Origin of the sequence: Collinsella sp. AF02-46-1 (assembly GCF_003465825.1) — a bacterium.
Classification (GTDB): Bacteria; Actinomycetota; Coriobacteriia; order Coriobacteriales; family Coriobacteriaceae; genus Collinsella.
This window is the reverse complement of record NZ_QSBV01000021.1, coordinates 1-18,350: the sequence shown is the minus strand read 5'-3', so window position 1 is coordinate 18,350 and position 18,350 is coordinate 1. Positions and strand designations below refer to the sequence as shown.

Annotated in this window: 13 protein-coding genes and 1 pseudogene; 1 reads left to right on the top strand and 13 read right to left on the bottom strand. The window is 51.0% G+C overall.

Annotated elements, in window-relative coordinates:
* Window positions 1-2: 2 nt before the first annotated feature.
* Window positions 3-944, top strand: coding sequence for a DMT family transporter (locus DWV20_RS08585; RefSeq protein ID WP_117655878.1), 942 nt, complete (start codon window positions 3-5; stop codon window positions 942-944).
* 61 nt (window positions 945-1,005) lie between these two features.
* Here the strand turns inward: DWV20_RS08585 and DWV20_RS08580 are convergent, their stop codons facing one another.
* The 13 genes and pseudogenes from DWV20_RS08580 to DWV20_RS08520 all read right to left on the bottom strand — a co-directional run bounded on the left by DWV20_RS08580 (window position 1,006) and on the right by DWV20_RS08520 (window position 18,217).
* Window positions 1,006-3,147, bottom strand: coding sequence for a C39 family peptidase (locus tag DWV20_RS08580; protein WP_117877449.1), 2,142 nt, complete (start codon window positions 3,145-3,147; stop codon window positions 1,006-1,008).
* Between the two features lie 99 nt (window positions 3,148-3,246).
* Window positions 3,247-3,942, bottom strand: coding sequence for a hypothetical protein (locus tag DWV20_RS08575; protein ID WP_158566364.1), 696 nt, complete (start codon window positions 3,940-3,942; stop codon window positions 3,247-3,249).
* A 168-nt stretch (window positions 3,943-4,110) separates the two neighbouring features.
* Window positions 4,111-4,806 carry a hypothetical protein gene (locus DWV20_RS08570; RefSeq protein WP_158566364.1) on the bottom strand — a complete coding sequence of 232 codons (696 nt, stop codon included), beginning with the start codon at window positions 4,804-4,806 and terminating at the stop codon, window positions 4,111-4,113.
* A 168-nt stretch (window positions 4,807-4,974) separates the two neighbouring features.
* On the bottom strand, window positions 4,975-5,928 hold the full coding sequence (locus DWV20_RS10090; protein WP_233539811.1) for a hypothetical protein: 954 nt from the start codon (window positions 5,926-5,928) through the stop codon (window positions 4,975-4,977).
* A 27-nt stretch (window positions 5,929-5,955) separates the two neighbouring features.
* Window positions 5,956-6,519, bottom strand: a pseudogene (locus DWV20_RS10205) (glycoside hydrolase family 25 protein); the annotation flags it as partial.
* 456 nt (window positions 6,520-6,975) lie between these two features.
* Window positions 6,976-9,186: an N-acetylmuramoyl-L-alanine amidase family protein gene (locus DWV20_RS08560; protein WP_118256809.1), complete on the bottom strand. Its 2,211-nt coding sequence runs from the start codon at window positions 9,184-9,186 to the stop codon at window positions 6,976-6,978.
* An 80-nt stretch (window positions 9,187-9,266) separates the two neighbouring features.
* Window positions 9,267-10,325, bottom strand: coding sequence for a hypothetical protein (locus DWV20_RS08555; RefSeq protein WP_255413323.1), 1,059 nt, complete (start codon window positions 10,323-10,325; stop codon window positions 9,267-9,269).
* A 646-nt stretch (window positions 10,326-10,971) separates the two neighbouring features.
* A complete protein-coding gene (locus DWV20_RS08550; RefSeq protein WP_118256808.1) occupies window positions 10,972-11,898 on the bottom strand; it encodes a DUF4365 domain-containing protein in 927 nt (308 codons plus the stop codon).
* 616 nt (window positions 11,899-12,514) lie between these two features.
* On the bottom strand, window positions 12,515-13,156 hold the full coding sequence (locus DWV20_RS09870) for a hypothetical protein (protein ID WP_022094837.1): 642 nt from the start codon (window positions 13,154-13,156) through the stop codon (window positions 12,515-12,517).
* Window positions 13,157-13,299: 143 nt separating this feature from the next.
* Complete coding sequence (locus DWV20_RS08540) at window positions 13,300-14,268, bottom strand: DUF2971 domain-containing protein (RefSeq protein WP_158566362.1); 969 nt, start codon at window positions 14,266-14,268, stop codon at window positions 13,300-13,302.
* A gap of 1,291 nt (window positions 14,269-15,559) precedes the next feature.
* Complete coding sequence (locus DWV20_RS08525) at window positions 15,560-16,558, bottom strand: ATP-binding protein (RefSeq protein ID WP_233539810.1); 999 nt, start codon at window positions 16,556-16,558, stop codon at window positions 15,560-15,562.
* A gap of 315 nt (window positions 16,559-16,873) precedes the next feature.
* Window positions 16,874-17,119, bottom strand: a complete 246-nt coding sequence (locus tag DWV20_RS09865; RefSeq protein WP_117757938.1) for a hypothetical protein — start codon at window positions 17,117-17,119, stop codon at window positions 16,874-16,876.
* 96 nt (window positions 17,120-17,215) lie between these two features.
* Complete coding sequence (locus DWV20_RS08520; protein ID WP_117757939.1) at window positions 17,216-18,217, bottom strand: Abi family protein; 1,002 nt, start codon at window positions 18,215-18,217, stop codon at window positions 17,216-17,218.
* Between the last annotated feature and the right edge of the window lie 133 nt (window positions 18,218-18,350).

Here is an 18,350-nt window from a genome sequence, read left to right as displayed (position 1 = left end):
CGATGCAATTCGGCTTTTTTAGCGGTCTTCTTTGGGGCCTTGATACAGTAATTCTTGGAATCGGCTTGGCGCTTGCGCCCTATATTGGATCGGCGGAAGCGCTTGCATGCGCCTCCATTGCGGGATCCTTTCTCCATGATGCCTTCTGTGCAATTTGGCTCTTTGGCTACATGGGAGTCCGAGGCAGACTAAAAGACACGCTCGCTGCACTTAAAACTCGTTCGGGCAAGGTCGTCATCGCCGGCGCCCTACTCGGTGGACCTATCGGAATGACCGGCTACGTATTGGCAATTAATAACATCGGAGCTGCCTACACGGCAATCATCTCCGCCTTCTATCCCGCAGTCGGAGCATTCCTTTCCTTCGTACTGCTGAAGGAGAAAATGGGCAAAGGCCAGATTCTTTCCCTTCTCGTTGCTCTTTGCGGTGTAATGACGATGGGCTATCTATCGGCCGGATCGAGCGAGATTGCAAATGCCCCCCTCGGCTTACTCGGCGCAGTGCTTGCCGTTATTGGATGGGGATCCGAAGCGGTGCTGTGCGCATGGGGAATGAAAGATGATGCCGTTGATGACGAAACAGCTTTGCAAATCCGCGAAACTACAAGTGCGCTTGTTTATGGAGCGCTCGTACTCCCCCTCTTCGGAGCATGGCATTTCACGTTGGGCGCTATCCCAAGCATGCCCACATTGATTATTGCACTCGCCGGACTCGCAGGAACTGCATCCTATCTGTTCTATTACAAGGGCATTGCGGCAATCGGAGCAGCGCGTGCGATGGCTCTGAATATCTCCTATTCGGCATGGTCAGTGGTCTTTGGCCTGATCTTGCTTGGAACAATTCCCGACATGGCATCCGTAATCTGCTGCGTTGTAATTGTATGCGGAACAGTTTTGGCAGCCAGTAACTGGGACGAACTATTTGGACGTAAGAAGACGGCGTAGCTAGATTAACAATGTAGCAAAAGGGGAGAGCTCGTCGAGCTCTCCCCTTTTAGCATCATGGCTATTCAATTACCACGGCCTGGCTATCCATCTGTTGCCACGTGCCGAAGAACACTTGGGCATTTCGCGTAACATTGCCGTTAATCGAATCCGAAAGATAGACAATTCCCTGCTCGTCATCATAGCCTTTAAGGACTACGGCATGATTACCGCCCCACAGACCATAGGAATGCCCGTTATACCAACGCGCAGCATAACGGCCTCCTGGCCAACTTCCCCATTCGGTATTCCACATCTCAACAGGTTGACCACAGGTCAGCCTGTTCTTAATGGAAGAAATTGACGAGAAAGAGACGTCTTTTGCCTGCTTGCCACTTCCAGCAGCACGCAGAAAGTTATTACCAGCAATAGTAATCGCAGGTGCGACGCATCCCATGAGACCCCCGCTGCTACGCCTTGGATTGCCATCAAAAGCGGTAACAAAATTGCCATTACTTCCCTTGGGCAAATAGTAATCCGCAATAATCGTCTTACCTAAACCGAAACCATAGTAGTTAAGCAAGTTTGTAAGGGCAACCGACTCACAGCCAGTAGGAAGTTCCGGGTACTGCGAATAGCACGGGACATCGACCCAAGCGCCAACCATTGCGCCGGATGAACTGAACTTGTAGTCAGTAGAGCCGATCCAATACCAACCGTTGCTCAACATTACTCCCCCACGTGCGGCATCAAGGTAATACCATGTGTCCCCACGGGAAAGCCATCCCGTTTTCATTATGCCAGAAGCGGAATCTAGCCAGTACCAGTTACCGCCATCGTTAAGCCAGCCGGTCGCCATTCGACCATCCGAGTTAAAGTAATACCAAGACCCAGCAATTTGCTGCCATCCAGTCAGAATTACCCCATTAGCAGAACAATAATATCGAGAACCCTGACTCTCAATCCAGCCCGTTCTGGCATTACCGTCATCGTCAATCAGCTGGATTCCCGAATCGGTCATTATGCCTTTAAGGTCAATTGCGCCGCTGGATGACGAATGATACATCCAAGACCCATCACCGTTTGACCAGCAATTAGCCATCATCTTGCCGGTACTATTAAATATGTATTCACATGATCCGATAGTTTGAACGCCCGTGGTCATGGCATGCGTCGAGGGGTCGAGCCAGTACCATGCACCGCTTAGGCTGAGCCATCCGGAGGCGAGGGCACCGGAGCCCGTCGCGTAGTACCAGGTCCCGCCGTCGAGCACCCATCCGGTCGCCATCGCGCCGGAGGCGCTGAACCAGTACGCTGAGTCGTTGCACACGTGAAGGCCCGTCACCATGGCGCCGCCCGCGTCGGGGTCGAGCCAGTACCAGGAGCCGCCGGTGTAAAGCCAGCCGGTCGAGGCGATGCCGTTCGCAAACCAGTACCAGGAGCCGTCGACGAGGCCCCATCCGTTAAGGGGGCCGCAGCTGCCGAAGTAGCGGCGGACGCCCTGCGCGTCCGTCTGGTAGCCCGTCAGCATGGCCCCCGTCCGGGCGTCGAAGCAGTAGGGCACGCCGCCGACGGATACGGGGCCGCGCGCCAGCGCGCCGGATCCCGTCGCGTAGTACCAGGTACCGCCGTCGAGGAGCCATCCGGTAGCCATCGCGCCGGACGCATTAAACCAGTACAGTGAGCCGTTGCACTCGTGAAAGCCGGTAGCCATGGCGTGCGTCGAGGGGTCAAGCCAGTACCACGTACCGTTTAGGTTGAGCCAGCCGGAGGCGAGGGCGCCGGAGCCCGTCGCGTAGTACCAGGTGCCGCCGTCGAGCACCCACCCGGTCGCCATCGCGCCGGAGGCGTCAAACCAGTACGCGGAGCCATTGCACTCATGGAGCCCGATGGCCATGGCATGCGTCGAGGGGTCGAGCCAGTACCAGGCCCCATTGGTATAGAGCCAGCCAGAATGCAGCGAGACTGGATTAACTGAATCCACATAGAACCAGTTACCGTCAAACGAATTCCAACCCTGATTCCATTTAACGGATTCTTGAGCAGACCCATCATTGATTGAATCGGAAGAATTAAGAGTCGAGGAGACGGATTGCTGCTCAAAATCAGTAGGGATGAAGGAGCTTATGGATTCTGCGTTCGCGATATCAACCACACCGGGCCCAGCGAGCAGTAGAGTTGAAAGAATGATTAGGATTAATGTTTTTCGCTTTTTCCTTGCCATGTCAGCCCCCAGTAGTAACCAATTTTTACATAAACATAGTCTACAAATGGATAGCTAAGAGCAATATGTAATTAGAAAAAAGCAATTAAAGAAGAGTTGCTAGCCGAGCCAAGCACCATTACTAGCAAAAGAGTATTGTGCCCCGTCGATCTGCTGAACACCAGTAACCATAGCGTGCGTCGAGGGGTCGAGCCAGTACCAGGCGCCGCCGACATATGCCCAGCCGGAGGCCAGCGCGCCGGAGCCCGTCGCGTAGTACCAGGTTCCGCCGTCGAGGACCCATCCGGTCGCCATCGAGCCGGAGCCGTTGAACCAGTACATGGAGCCGTTGCACCCATGGAGCCCGGTGGCCATGACGTGCGTCGAGGGATCGAGCCAGTACCACGTACCGTTTAGGTTGAGCCAGCCGGAGGCGAGGGCGCCGGAGCCCGTCGCGTAGTACCAGGTGCCGCCGTCGAGCACCCACCCGGTCGCCATCGCGCCGGAGGCGTCAAACCAGTACGCGGAGCCATTGCACTCATGGAGCCCGATGGCCATGGCATGCGTCGAGGGGTCGAGCCAGTACCAGGCCCCATTGGTATAGAGCCAGCCAGAATGCAGCGAGACTGGATTAACTGAATCCACATAGAACCAGTTACCGTCAAACGAATTCCAACCCTGATTCCATTTAACGGATTCTTGAGCAGACCCATCATTGATTGAATCGGAAGAATTAAGAGTCGAGGAGACGGATTGCTGCTCAAAATCAGTAGGGATGAAGGAGCTTATGGATTCTGCGTTCGCGATATCAACCACACCGGGCCCAGCGAGCAGTAGAGTTGAAAGAATGATTAGGATTAATGTTTTTCGCTTTTTCCTTGCCATGTCAGCCCCCAGTAGTAACCAATTTTTACATAAACATAGTCTACAAATGGATAGCTAAGAGCAATATGTAATTAGAAAAAAGCAATTAAAGAAGAGTTGCTAGCCGAGCCAAGCACCATTACTAGCAAAAGAGTATTGTGCCCCGTCGATCTGCTGAACACCAGTAACCATAGCGTGCGTCGAGGGGTCGAGCCAGTACCAGGCGCCGCCGACATATGCCCAGCCGGAGGCCAGCGCGCCGGAGCCCGTCGCGTAGTACCAGGTTCCGCCGTCGAGGACCCATCCGGTCGCCATCGAGCCGGAGCCGTTGAACCAGTACATGGAGCCGTTGCACCCATGGAGCCCGGTGGCCATGACGTGCGTCGAGGGATCGAGCCAGTACCACGTACCGTTTAGGTTGAGCCAGCCGGAGGCGAGGGCGCCGGAGCCCGTCGCGTAGTACCAGGTGCCGCCGTCGAGCACCCACCCGGTCGCCATCGCGCCGGAGGCGTCAAACCAGTACGCGGAGCCATTGCACTCATGGAGCCCGATGGCCATGGCATGCGTCGAGGGGTCGAGCCAGTACCAGGCCCCATTGGTATAGAGCCAGCCAGAATGCAGCGAGACTGGATTAACTGAATCCACATAGAACCAGTTACCGTCAAACGAATTCCAACCCTGATTCCATTTAACGGATTCTTGAGCAGACCCATCATTGATTGAATCGGAAGAATTAAGAGTCGAGGAGACGGATTGCTGCTCAAAATCAGTAGGGATGAAGGAGCTTATGGATTCTGCGTTCGCGATATCAACCACACCGGGCCCAGCGAGCAGTAGAGTTGAAAGAATGATTAGGATTAATGTTTTTCGCTTTTTCCTTGCCATGTCAGCCCCCAGTAGTAACCAATTTTTACATAAACATAGTCTACAAATGGATAGCTAAGAGCAATATGTAATTAGAAAAAAGCAATTAAAGAAGAGTTGCTAGCCGAGCCAAGCACCATTACTAGCAAAAGAGTATTGTGCCCCGTCGATCTGCTGAACACCAGTAACCATAGCGTGCGTCGAGGGGTCGAGCCAGTACCAGGCGCCGCCGACATATGCCCAGCCGGAGGCCAGCGCGCCGGAGCCCGTCGCGTAGTACCAGGTTCCGCCGTCGAGGACCCATCCGGTCGCCATCGAGCCGGAGCCGTTGAACCAGTACATGGAGCCGTTGCACCCATGGAGCCCGGTGGCCATGACGTGCGTCGAGGGATCGAGCCAGTACCACGTACCGTTTAGGTTGAGCCAGCCGGAGGCGAGGGCACCGGAGCCAGTCGCGTAGTACCAGGTCCCGCCGTCGAGGACCCACCCGGTCGCCATGGCGCCGGAGGAGTTGAACCAGTATGCGGAGCCGTTGCACACGTGAAGGCCCGTCACCATGGCGCCGCCCGCGTCGGGGTCGAGCCAGTACCAGGAGCCGCCGGTGTAAAGCCAGCCGGTCGAGGCGATGCCGTTCGCAAACCAGTACCAGGAGCCGTCGACGAGGCCCCATCCGTTAAGGGGGCCGCAGCTGCCGAAGTAGCGGCGGACGCCCTGCGCGTCCGTCTGGTAGCCCGTCAGCATGGCCCCCGTCCGGGCGTCGAAGCAGTAGGGCACGCCGCCGACGGATACGGGGCCGCGCGCCAGCGCGCCGGATCCCGTCGCGTAGTACCAGGTACCGCCGTCGAATAGCCACCCGGTCGCCATGGCGCCGGACGAATTAAACCAGTACAGGGAGCCGTTGCACGCGTGAAGGCCGGTAGCCATGGCACCGCCCGCGTCGGGCTCGAGCCAGTACCACGTGCCACTTTGAAACAACCATCCGGTATACGCCTTGCCGTTGGAGGCTGCATAATACCAGGTGCTGTCAATTAGTTGCCAATGATAAAGGGAGACATCAACATACGCGTAGTTCATATCAACGTTGCCGTTGATTCCAGGGACTTTTCCGTTGCTCTTATACTGCCAAAAACTGTAATTGCCGGTATAGTCACATTGCGAGTTATATTGAGCAATCCAATGATCCCAAGAACCACTCTTAAATACAGGGTCGGTCAATATCTTGGTAAACCAATTTAGGTTTGCATAAATGCCTGGCTTATATCCAGCAGCAGAAATCTTATTACAAAAAACCTGCGCCCTCGATGCAATTCCGGATTGACGACCATCTGCAATAATTGTCTTGTCCTCAAGATCGTAATACACCGGCAATCTTGGATTATGCCCAGAAAGGCAATTGATCACCATTGATGCCTCATCGGCTGCCTGTTGATTATCAAAAGCATATGAATAGATATAGACGCCGTAGGGAATTCCGAGTCGCTCGCACTCAGAAATATTTCGATTAAATTGATAGTCAACTCGACCGCCCCAAGATGGAGCGCCAAACCCAACGCGCAGAATAGCGAAATCGATACCAGAAGCCTTAACAGCATTCCAGTCAATACGTCCTTGATGCTCACTGACATCGATGCCCTGCGCCGTAGCCCCATCGGGAAGAATGTCCATGGACAATAAGGCTATTCCATCTTCTTCGGAAGAAGCATCCTCTGCGACCAATTGCCCATCCTCATAACGCCAGGAATTCTCAACTAGGGACCGCGCAGCTTCCGCGTTCGAGGGGAAAACAAACACAGAAATGGGCGCAAGGACCATCAGCACCAACAATGCCGAAAATAACTTAAGATGTTTGCTCATGTAAACCTCGTCATTCGTTCTTGTTTGCGTTTAGCTTACAGCATGGCTGTGAAAGATTTCCGAACATCCAACTGGACAAGATGCCATCTAGGACGACAAATAACTGCACGCAATACCACAATGTAAACAAGAACTTCCCAGCAGGGTGAAACCAAGGACTCCTAGTCCCTACTCTTACCCCCCCCCAAGAATACCGACTTCAAATAAACTTTCAAACTAGATGTCAAAAAGGTAGGGGACCCAGAGAGTCCCCTACAACTCAGAATTCTAACGAATCAATATTACTTTCGATGGACCCAAAGCGGTCAAACCGGAGATGCGGTTTCCATAACCATCACTATGCCAGAACAAATTTTCGCTCGGCGAATTGCCCCAGAAAAAGCCAATGTGGCTATCGTCGGCATATGGGTTGTAAGGATTGAAGAACACAATGTCCCCCTTACGAGCCAAGCCACTGCGCAACAACTCATCAATAGAGTTGAAATAAGTCACGTTCGCGCATGTATCGATAGCGTAGCCGTACCAACGATAAGCGTTAACGCAGCCGCCCCTTCCGGGACCTCCACTCCAAGGGGAATGGCTCTGCTCGGCGGCAATGGGAGCTAAATTACCGCCCGCTTTCATATACGCATGCGATACAAATCCGCCGCAGTTCATACCGGTATACCCATCCCAACGAGGATCACCCTTTGGATACATGCATGTTTCTTGGCTAAGATGCGTATCGTAGGGTGTTCCACGGTAATAGCCATCGTTTTCGTGGCTCATAAGCCAATTGACCAGGCTGGACCTATTAACCCCCAAAACAGAACCAGACGTATTCAACCATGCACCACTTGCATTGAAGTAGTAGTCGACGCCATCGATTTTCAGCCACCCGTTAGCAAACATAGCGCCCGAAGGCTGAAGCCAGTACCACGTGCCGCGGTCATTGAGCCATCCGGTCTTCATCTTGTAGGTGGAAGGATCCATCCAATACCACGCACCGTTAACATATTGCCAACCAGACTTAAGGACACCATTGGAAGATGCGTAATACCAAGTATTGCCGCTTTCGTCAGAAGCGTCTTTCGACATAATCCAACCAGATGCTACATTGACGGCACCGTTTACATCCGCATAGAAAACCGCGTCTCCAATATGAATCACACCTGGCAATGAAGACGAGTCAGCACGATCAGCGACTACGGGAGATCCATCAGATGAAGTAGGCAACGGCTCGCTCAGTGCTCCAGACGATTTCGCCCATGCCATACCGTCGCTCAAGTTAATCCAGCACGAAGATGCCATCGCACCGGAATCATAAGAAAAATAGCGCGTGTTTCCTACCGCGAATTCACCAGTACACATTGCGCCGGATACATCATCAAGGTAATACCAGGCGCTTCCGAACTTTATCCATCGTCCTCGTTGAATAGCTCCATTTGATGCGGCGTAATACCAAGTACCATCAACAAGTGCCCAGCCTGTTGCCATGGCGCCTGAACTCGTAAGGAAATAGGTGGACGACTCCACTTGCATAAAGCCCGTGAGCATAATATGGCTTCCTGGATCCAGGTAATACCAAGAATTCCCTAGAAGTAACCAGCCTCCATGCAGTAAGCCGTTGGAGTCAGCGTAATACCAGTTGTTGTCAATAAGAGCCCACTGGGAGGAGAGCATGGCCCCTGAGCTGTTAAAGCTATAAGAAGTGCCATTACATTCTTTCAACCCGGTGGCCATAGAACCGTCTGCAGGATCAAGCCAGTACCAACGACCCCCATCCGAGAGCCAGCCTTTCACCATGGCACCAGAGCCGGAGAAATAATGCCAGACGGAAGCATCAAGGTGCCATCCGATAAGCATTGCGCCAGAAGAGGAGAATCCATACGTGGCTTCCCCGATCTGCAGCATTGTATCGTGGACCATCTTGCCCTCATCATCCAGCCAATACCAGTTGCTGCCGTCTGAAAGCCAGCCTTTTACCATGGCGCCAGAACCGGAGAAATAACGCCAAGCAGAAGTGGGGCCTGTAGAATCTAGGTACCAGCCGACACGCATTGCACCCGAAGAGGAGAATCCATAAGTTGCACCCCCGACTTGAACCAATCCATCCTGAGCCATTCGACCTTCGTCGTCGAACCAGTACCAGCTACCGTTTATGTGTCTCCAAGAAGAAACAGCGATTGTTCCGTCGGACAAGCCCCAACGCCAATAACCAGCCCCTTCTTCGGGTGATATCCACCCCTGATGCCAAACAATTTGATTCGAAACCTCAGAAGGGGTCTCATTATCAACCTGAGAGTTCTGCTCGACAGCGAAGGTCGATTCGCGCTGAGCATCAACGCCTGACTCGACAGAAGCAATAGCAACGTTAGATGCGGGACCTTCGTCAGTGTTATTCGAATCAAGGGCGTATAACATCGAGGGCGAACCCAAAAGGAGTCCCAAAGAAACAAGGCCCGAAAAGACCAACACCCCGAATGAGCATTTCTTCATAGCAGCACGGTATCCATTCACGCAGCGACCCCGTCACCTCAGGGCAACGGGGCCTCAATCAAAACTAGCTCAATAATGCGTTAGCCAATTTGTTGGCAGTTCTTGCACTCTCGTAAAGCACCGCGCTTCCGGGCCTCCTGGATAGAGATCTGCGAATAGCCCTTTGCGTCCTTGCCAACGGTACGACACTTATGCGTATGGTAAACATCGCTACCGCTCTTATACCAAACTAAACCGTAGTCCGGAATCCACTTGCCGTCCTCGCCGACATAGTAGGAGCCAACCCAGGCATTCGTAGCCATGGCGCCGGAAGACTGGAGGTAGTAGTCGCCGACCCAGGCGTCGTGGGCCATAGCGCCGGAACCGCTAAAGTAGTACCAGGCGCCGCCGACCTGACGCCAGCCGGTGGCCATCGCACCGGAATCGTCGAACCAGTACCAAGAGCCACCCAGGCTGCGCCAGCCGTTAGCGACCATGGCGCCCGAGCCGTCGAGATAGAACCACGCACCGCCGATGTTGAGCCAGCCAGTGGCCATCGCGCCGGAGGCGTTGGCGTAGTACCAGGTGCCCGAATCGTTGATCCAGCCAGTTAGCATGACACCGTACTCATTGAAATAGTACCAAGTTCCACCGATATTATGCCAACCGGTCAACAGCTCGCCGCTGGAAGTCGCATAGAGCCACTTTCCATAGATGGAGTCATAAATCCAGCCACTATGCTGCATGCGGCCATCAGCATTGGCGCCAGGGGTGTTCAGGAAGTAGTTTTTGCCATCAATCTGAACTCGGCCGTATGCCATATCGTGGTTTTCGGGATAGAAGTAGTACCAATCCCCGCCGATAAGCTGCCAGTTCGACACCGCGGTCCCGTCAGCGCCAAAATAGTACCAAACGGCTTCGTAATCGTTATACCACTGGTTCGTGACCATGACGCCAGTCTCGGGATCGAAATAGCGAAGGTTGCCGTCCTCGCACCGAACGAGTCCGGTCTGCATCGAGCCATCGTTGTCGAAATAATACGTTCCAGCAGGACGAGAAACAGAGAAACCTGTCAAATTGCGAGACTCGCTATGATCAATATATTGAAGACCAACGAGAGAATCAATATCAGCAAATGAGGGCGCCGGGGCAACCGTCATGCAGGCGGCGGCAAATACAGCAACTCCCAGCGCTGTTAGTCCTCGCCATCTTTCTCGAAGGTTATTCATACGACATCCTTTCTCCGAGATTTAAGGCTCTCTTAAGTTATTCTCAGACTATCAATTTAGTTTTTCAACAGGGAATCGATAAAAGGTATCTTTGTGACTGCAATTTGATGAGAGCCGCCACGTCCTTGCCGTCCCGTGCATTGTCGACAGCAACGTCTTATGGCACAAACCGGATATCCTTTTCGGCGCAAATCGTTTGAGCAGGCGGCACGCGGAAGGAGTGTGTAGAGCGGTTTTCTGCTGGCTGCCAGCCACGGCATCCTTTCGGAAACCTAATTGCCGCCGGAATTAAAGTCCCCGGCGCGGACTCACCTTATCTCCCCGACGCGGGCTCGATATCCTCTCGGATATCTAATCGTCTTGGACTTTTACCTGCCCAAGCACAGTACAACTTTTACGTGCCGCCACACGGAGCAAGGCTCGGGGATTATTCTCTAAAAACCATGCTTTCAAAGCAACTTAGGCACAAACGTAGTCAAACAAAATACCTTTCAGGTCTTTCTTGAAGATAAGCACTAGATTAAAGTATCCGACAAGAAATCCCGCATTACATTCAACCCGCAGAAAAAACAGAGCACTAATACTCCGCCATGCCTTCGGACTCATATAAAAACCTCATATGATCGACATCGAATCTAAGTGATAGCACATCTATAGATTTGCGTACATCAGAACACAGGCAAACGAATTTAAAAAACGAATCAGTTAATTCGCTTTCAAACTCTTTGTCGCATATACGTTTTCCAAGCTCAATAGCTTGGCTCAATTTAGTAGCGACAAAGTGGTTGGAAATTAAACCAAGCATGTTATTAGCCTTCTCAAGGCTACCAAGAACAGGCAAAACGTATTGTATTGCGAAATCTAATGTGACGGTATCATCCTCAATATAATTCGGAAGTCGATACGCTAAATCACATGTATTTATATAATATTTGATCCATGACTCTTTCATTTTTGGAAACCGAGAGATATGGATTAACCGACTTTCAGCAGAGGTATCGCCCAATCTATTAGAAGTTGGAATTAAAATAGTATTTGACCTTTGCTTTCGCCAAGACGAATTATCGAAATTCAATCGAACACGAATATACTCTTGCAACCAGACAAAATAGCACGCTCCATCATCCGCTAAAGAACATCTAATTAAAAGAAAAGGTATTGCAAACATTTCAGCGTATAAAAGCGTCTTCGTATCAATGGAAAATGGAATTTCAGGTTTATCTTCGAGTGGCTTGTTTGTTCCCTTCACCTGAATTGCCATTAATTCACCAGTAGCGAATCCGTTTTCAAAGCGCTCAAAAATTTTATCGATTCCAAAATCACGTTCTGTTAAGTCTCGAACAACCCAGTTTTCAGAAGGCATAAGGGAGGTGACGAAAGAGCATGCCTCTGTATCAATTATGTGGCTATTTGGACGTTTCGGAGGATATGCCATAAAAATCAGCTCCATCAGCCTTAGCGCAAGAGCACCTAATAACGACAAAATAAAGATAACAACCAACATAATTAGACTGCATGTCAGTTGATATCGAATAAGCGGTTAAGGACACAATAACCAATAAAACAATAGCACTCACTGTGTCCAGGGGCATGGACCATCTCCTCCATCCTTCCTGCTCGAGCACGTCAGAGTAACCACCCGGTGAAACCATTGGCCGAGAGCTGCGCCCCCAGTCCCCGGGAAGCGGCCCTCTTGATTAAACTGCTCAGTATTTCGTGCTCACGGGCTCAATTCCCGGTGACCACTTGAGTCACTTCATAGTAGAGAGCAACGACAATGTCGACGCTGCAGGTCTTAAGAATACATTCGCAATAGATGTTCCGGCTGTTCACGCCACTGCAGTGAAGCTGACCGGCCTCGGCTTCTATGATCGAATTAAGCACCTGATCGGAGAGCCTGCGGATAAGCACCAGCTGTCGATCGTCCCGTCGCTGAGGTGGGGCTCAGCGAACATGTCGGGCGCGGCGTCCGCTAAGATCTACATTGCGGTCCTCATCCTTCTCAAGAACCTTCCTTGTGGTTATTTCAGATTCTAGTGCGAAAGCCGTTTTGCGTCAGGCAGACGTCATCACCCCCCCCACGCTTACGCCATCTATTTTTTGTGCGATCCAAAGTATCGCTAGCTCACGCTCTTCACTATCATCAAATTTGCAGGTCTCATATTTGATGTTTCATTCAGCTCCTTAGAATCGATAACCAAATCCCATTGTCCATTTTGGCCCGGCAATGATCGGCAAAGTTGTTTGTTAGGTATACGAAACAATCGATTAACTGGAGTCAAACGCTTAACTCCAAAACATTTCAAACTGACAATTTCGATACATAATAAAGCTGCCAGTGAATTCAAACAGTTCTCCAAATTAGCTTTTCTAAAATACGTACCACGATCATGTTTCACAGCGTTATAGCTATCCCACCAAGTTAATTTTGCATACATTCCATTTATCCACGCATTAAAAGGTTTGAGTGAAATACTCTGGTTAATCGCAATGTCAACTACCTCATTTACAAAGGCAATATCATTCAAAGCAGACAGGCACTCGAATGCTTCCTTGATATTAGATGGTCTATTTCCGGATCGAAGTTCGACATAATCTTTAAAAACCGAATCAAATTCAGAACAAATCGATAAAAGCATCTTTGCAAATTCAACTGAATAAGTTGAGAAATTATCGTTGCTCAGCTCAACATAATTAAAGGAATTAACAAGCTCTCTTTCAAGAACCAAGTAGTAATCCCAATTTGATAAAGATAAACTCATAGACAAGCAACTCCCGTTAACGTAAATTACACCAAATTATCTTTCGAAATGCCCCCGTAGATATAGCAATCGCCAGCTCAGAAGTCTACTGACGCCCGATTCAGCTGACAAATAATTGACTATACGGCACTATTAAAGGATAACTAGCACTGTTCATCTACAGGAATATCCAGTTTATTCGCCGCGCAAATGCAAAGCTCTTTATCCTCTTGAGTCATCCTGCTCCCAAGAATAACTCGCAACGGCTTGCATGGGCGTTGTACATAATTCATCTCAAGCTCATCTGGCTCTGGTACAAGACGGGCACGATATTCGTTCTCCCGCTCAAACACACTGCCCTTTCTGTAAATTGCCCGTAGATCACTAAGCATGTCATCACTGCTCACATTAAGACCAAGCATCCTAGCAGCAGTCCAAGCAATTTGAGGGTCGCAATTAAATGGTTCGTCATCATATAAAATTGGTAATAATTCAGTGCGCATTCCGTTAGCTATGTTGCAATTGCGAATAGCTTCTCTGTCGTAAGCAAGAACGAAACCCGTTTGGCTTTCGGAATATACATTCCACATATTCGAATCGCTAGGATTGTCCGTTAGGCACAAAATGCGACAACAATTTCGGCAGCTATTCTGATGAACTGGGGCAACAAATCCTCCAACAAATAAGCGCAAGTTTTTAACAGCCGAGCGAAAAAGACTAACTTTTCCCTCATCGGATAGTATCTCGAACTCATCTATTCTTGCTGGATTAAAAGGAGCCCCCAGAACCCCTAAAACAAACGCAAGTCGTCTAAAATCAATTTGATTTATTATCTTTAACGCTTGTTCATCATCATTGAGATTACTTTCGATTTCATCTATACCATTCCAGTTATAGATCGGTACCGAGTCGCACTGATCGCTGAAAACCTTTGGATGAGAAAATGTAACAGTCGCGTTTTCTAGATCGGCAAAAGCGTATTCACTTGGAGGTCGATAGCGGTAAAGCATTCGCGGGACGAGAGAAGTCGATAGCGCTTCCAGCTCCTTCTTTGCGGAAACAATGGAGGCGCCATCGTTTTGCTTGGCAACGAGATTAGCCAGCGTCTCCCGATATGTTTCTTTCTGTGTCAAGCTTAGCGCCATGCAATATCGCTTCCCGATCTAGCTAAATTAGATGCAGTTGATTTTATCCAGTGCAAAAATACTGAATGCACATACGAAGCAGAAGTCATGTCTATCAACTACCAAAAAATGATTCCGATTGGAACGTACCGGAAATCGTAAAAGCTGCCAACGGATATATTTATAATAGCCTGAGATGGCTAGAGATGAAAACATATAGTCATCAAGCAGTCTTGTCCTCCGATGAAGACGCCAGCTATGACATCGAATTCCACTCTCTGTCAGGTCGCTTTACCAATTACGGAGCGCCGCAGAGGCTGCAGAAGCAGTCGAGTATGCAGAAAAGATTTATATGGGCGCGTCAATTAAAAAAGCTCTGTTAGACCAGGATTGACACACATCTGTCCCCACGGCGCCATATCGTTAGCCTCGTAGACCGCGGGGCAGCATGAACGCCGAGGACCTGGTAATCGCCTTCAAACGGGACATGGCGAAGCTGAGCGGGACCGAGCGCCGCCGCGCGATTGAGTCCGTCAGGGACGTGATCCGCGCGGCGGCGTTCGACGACACGGCCGGCTCCGCCTACGAGGTCGAGCGCAGCCGCGTCTGCCTCAAGACCGCCTACGCCATGCGCCATAGGCTGATCGAGTGCCTCTCGGCCCACTGCCCCCATTCAGGGCCGGGCGGGGCTGCGGCGGCGAGCTCGACGAGATCTACTTCCCTGAGTCGCTCAAGGGCAAGGGCAACCGCGCGAAGGGGTTGTTCGCGATGCCGTATCGGCAGCATAGAGACGGTATGTCCATTTCGTCTCTTTTAGCGCTGAATACCATGTATCGGGTTCATTTTCTCATGCCTTATAAGGAATATATGAGACGGCTGAATTCGTAGATGCCTGTTGTAAATGAATGTATGTGAGAAAGCTAACAACTACATAATAAGAGTTGCGTTTGGCATCAGGCAACGAAAACCGTTGCATTTTGTCTCTTGCAACTAAAAGGGTTGCGTTTGGTATATAGCAACGAAAACAGTTGCATTATGTCTCATGCAACTAAAAGGGTTGCTTTTGGTGTCTAGCAACGAAAACAGTTGTGCACGGGCAAGATAACCCTCACGCTTTGCGAATGATATCTTTGTTCCTGCAAATTAAAACACGCAATGTTATAGATAGACGAAATCTGATTAGCGGGCGACGATGAATGCCACATCTCTATTATCACGGGGACTGCCGCCCCAGAAAAACCCGATATGGCAATCGACGCTGATAGCAGTCTTAAAGAACATGACGTCGCCCTCACTCGACCTAGAACCGTTCGAGAATCTCCTCGGCGTTCTCTCGCAGATAGATATCTAGGTCCGGCACGGCAAACTGCACGTAGCCCCTCTGTGGTGCCTGAATAACCTCTCTTTGTAGCAATTTTGCCCTAATGGAGCTGACCTCATTGGTCTTTTTACCCATGCGCTTAGCAATCTCGGATGATTTGGACTGTTGTTTATCCTCGCACATGGCCAAAAGGTATTTGATATCGTTGAGCCCCAGTCCAGAAATCGCGGGCTCGTGAACAACATCGTGAAAACGAGCCTCTGCCAGCGCAATGCCTTCGGTGACGTCGCGCTCGCTCACAATGGCACTTTTGGCACGATGCAAGTTGGCGCGCTGCCAAATGGAATAACCGACCAGTTGCACCAGATAGGCATAGCCCTTAGTGGCCTTAGCGGCTCTCGACAGGAGATTGTCCTCTATGGTCAAGCCAGTCGCGACAAAGCTATCGCCCATAGAGAGCGCTACCTCCACCTGGTTGATAGGCGCCAGATCTTCGGGGAGGGCACGACGCAAGAACGTAAGCGCCTTGCCGTTAATAAGATCCATAACACCGGCGGGTAACCCGGCAAAGGCAAGTGCGATATCTACTTTTTCCCCTATCAAAAGCTGAACCGTAGACGCAATGGCACGCATATCGTCAATCGGAGCGTCCTGAACTTCATCGATGGCAATAAAAAGACCCTCGGATGACTTCGCCGCCGAACTTAGCAACTTTCTAAGGCTCGACTCTTTGGGTGCAACATCGACTTTCGCAGAAACAAAGCCGGCGTTTACACCGACCGAAGCATTGGCCGCAAGGGAAGAATCAGCAACCTGATCCTTCAAGTCCAGCAATAGGTTAGGGCCAGCAGAAACAATAGCGGTCTTCCATCCAAGCTCTCGCGCACGATCCCTAAGATCGCAGAGCAAAACAGTTTTTTCCGGAGCCCCTCGGTCCAGCAATACGCATGAGCCTCGCAGGTGCACCAATTCCCGCATTCAAACTCTCGGTAAACTCAAGGGCAATATCATCACGACCAATTATGCGCGGAGGCTCAGCGCCGGCAGTGGGACGAAACGGATTATGGAATGCTGTGGCGCTCACTTGTTTGCCTTTCTAGGGAATCGATTAACAGCCAATCATCGGTTAAATAATTATCGCAGACTATATCGAATAATATCGAGTTATATAAGGCTGTATAAACTTATCGCGGAAGTATCGAGCTTTCGTAATATGACTTAGTTAATAGTCCACCATTGCTTTCTTCCAAGCTCATAGCGAAAGAAAGTTCAGGACTTCCTAAACCCATTGCCTTAATACGAGAAATACTCGCTCTCGGCAGATAGGTTTGGCCCCAACCACGGATCGCCGCTGAGGAAGAACTCCGACCAGCGCTGCATGAACAGTGCTTGCTCACGCTTCCAGCGGCGCAGCTTTTCCTCGTTGGCCTCTTCCCTGCCGCGCGAGGTGAACTCGTAGTGATACAGGGGTGAAGATAGGTAGGCCCGGCCGTGCGCGGTAGCTCCGCGGGCGGCCGGGCCGGTTTTGCCTCTTGGCAATGTTCAACTCATATTAAAAGGGAGGAGTCGACTGATCGGCCCCTCCCACGGCGTTTCGCCGTTTCTCTCTACACATATTAGCACACGGAAGGAACGTCACCGCTTGCGCCCGTAGCCATCGATGAACCCCTCAATAAATCCGTATTTCTGCCGGTCACCGCTTCCGACGATCATCATGTACGTATCAACCCCGACAGCGCTCTCGAGCTTCTCGAGCTCCCGCAGGCATTTCCGAAGAAAATCTCTGGAACGCTTCTTCTGATGCGTTAGCAAGGTCAATAGGTAGGCCAGGAGAACGATGTAGTCGATTATGGAATTGAAATTCAACCTGTACCCGATAGAAAGATCCTCATCGAGAAGCTCGCCAACCGCGGCCAGGTTTCTGTCGGTCTTGGGATACTTAACCGATTGGCTGAACCTCGAATCAAATACCGCCCCGTTATGGGCGACCGCGTTCCTTAAGGGACGAATCGTCTCGACGATGTTGATGACGATGCCGGGGTTCGCATGTAAGAGACCTAGGTCGCTTGCGATATCGGCGAGGATTTCATCGGGAAGGCTTCTGCATACGCTTGTGAGATCGCCGAGGGTCATCACCTCGAAAATGCTCCAAACGGGCGCGTCATCGTCGCGATCGACATAATGCTTCACGAGATCGTTTTTGTAACTCCGTCTCACGATGTTCTGAAGCTGGCTCTTGAGCTTGAGCTTTTCCCCCATCTGCCCGTTCACGACCCTTCCGTTGACATCCCTGCATGTCCGGAGGCCGCGCTTTAAGAAGGTCGCCAGCCCGGGGTCCTCTATGTTCTCAAGTATTCTGGCCAAGACTATGTTTTTAACCGCCGTTTCGATGAACATTATCTCCGGGTAGATTGCAGCCTTGATGGCGGAATCGAACCCGTATATGTCCATGAGTGCATCGAACGAAGGGAGGGGGAGCGCATTTTTGGGCTTTCGGACAAACCGGAAGCCTTTATAGCCATGGAAATAGCCCATGTTTCTCAGCAGTATCTTTCTGTCGCTCCCCCGCAAATCCTCCATACCGTGATTCGTCCTCATGTGCTTCATGAGGGAATTGATGCTCATGCCCTTCTTCATCGAACCTCCCTTGGCCTCCTTCTAGGAAATTATATCCCAGCCCGCCTCGACGGGGCGAGCCTGTCGTTGGCGCCGGCCTATTTGTGTTTGTTCCCTTGATTATCGACTTTATCCGAACACCTCCCACATTCAT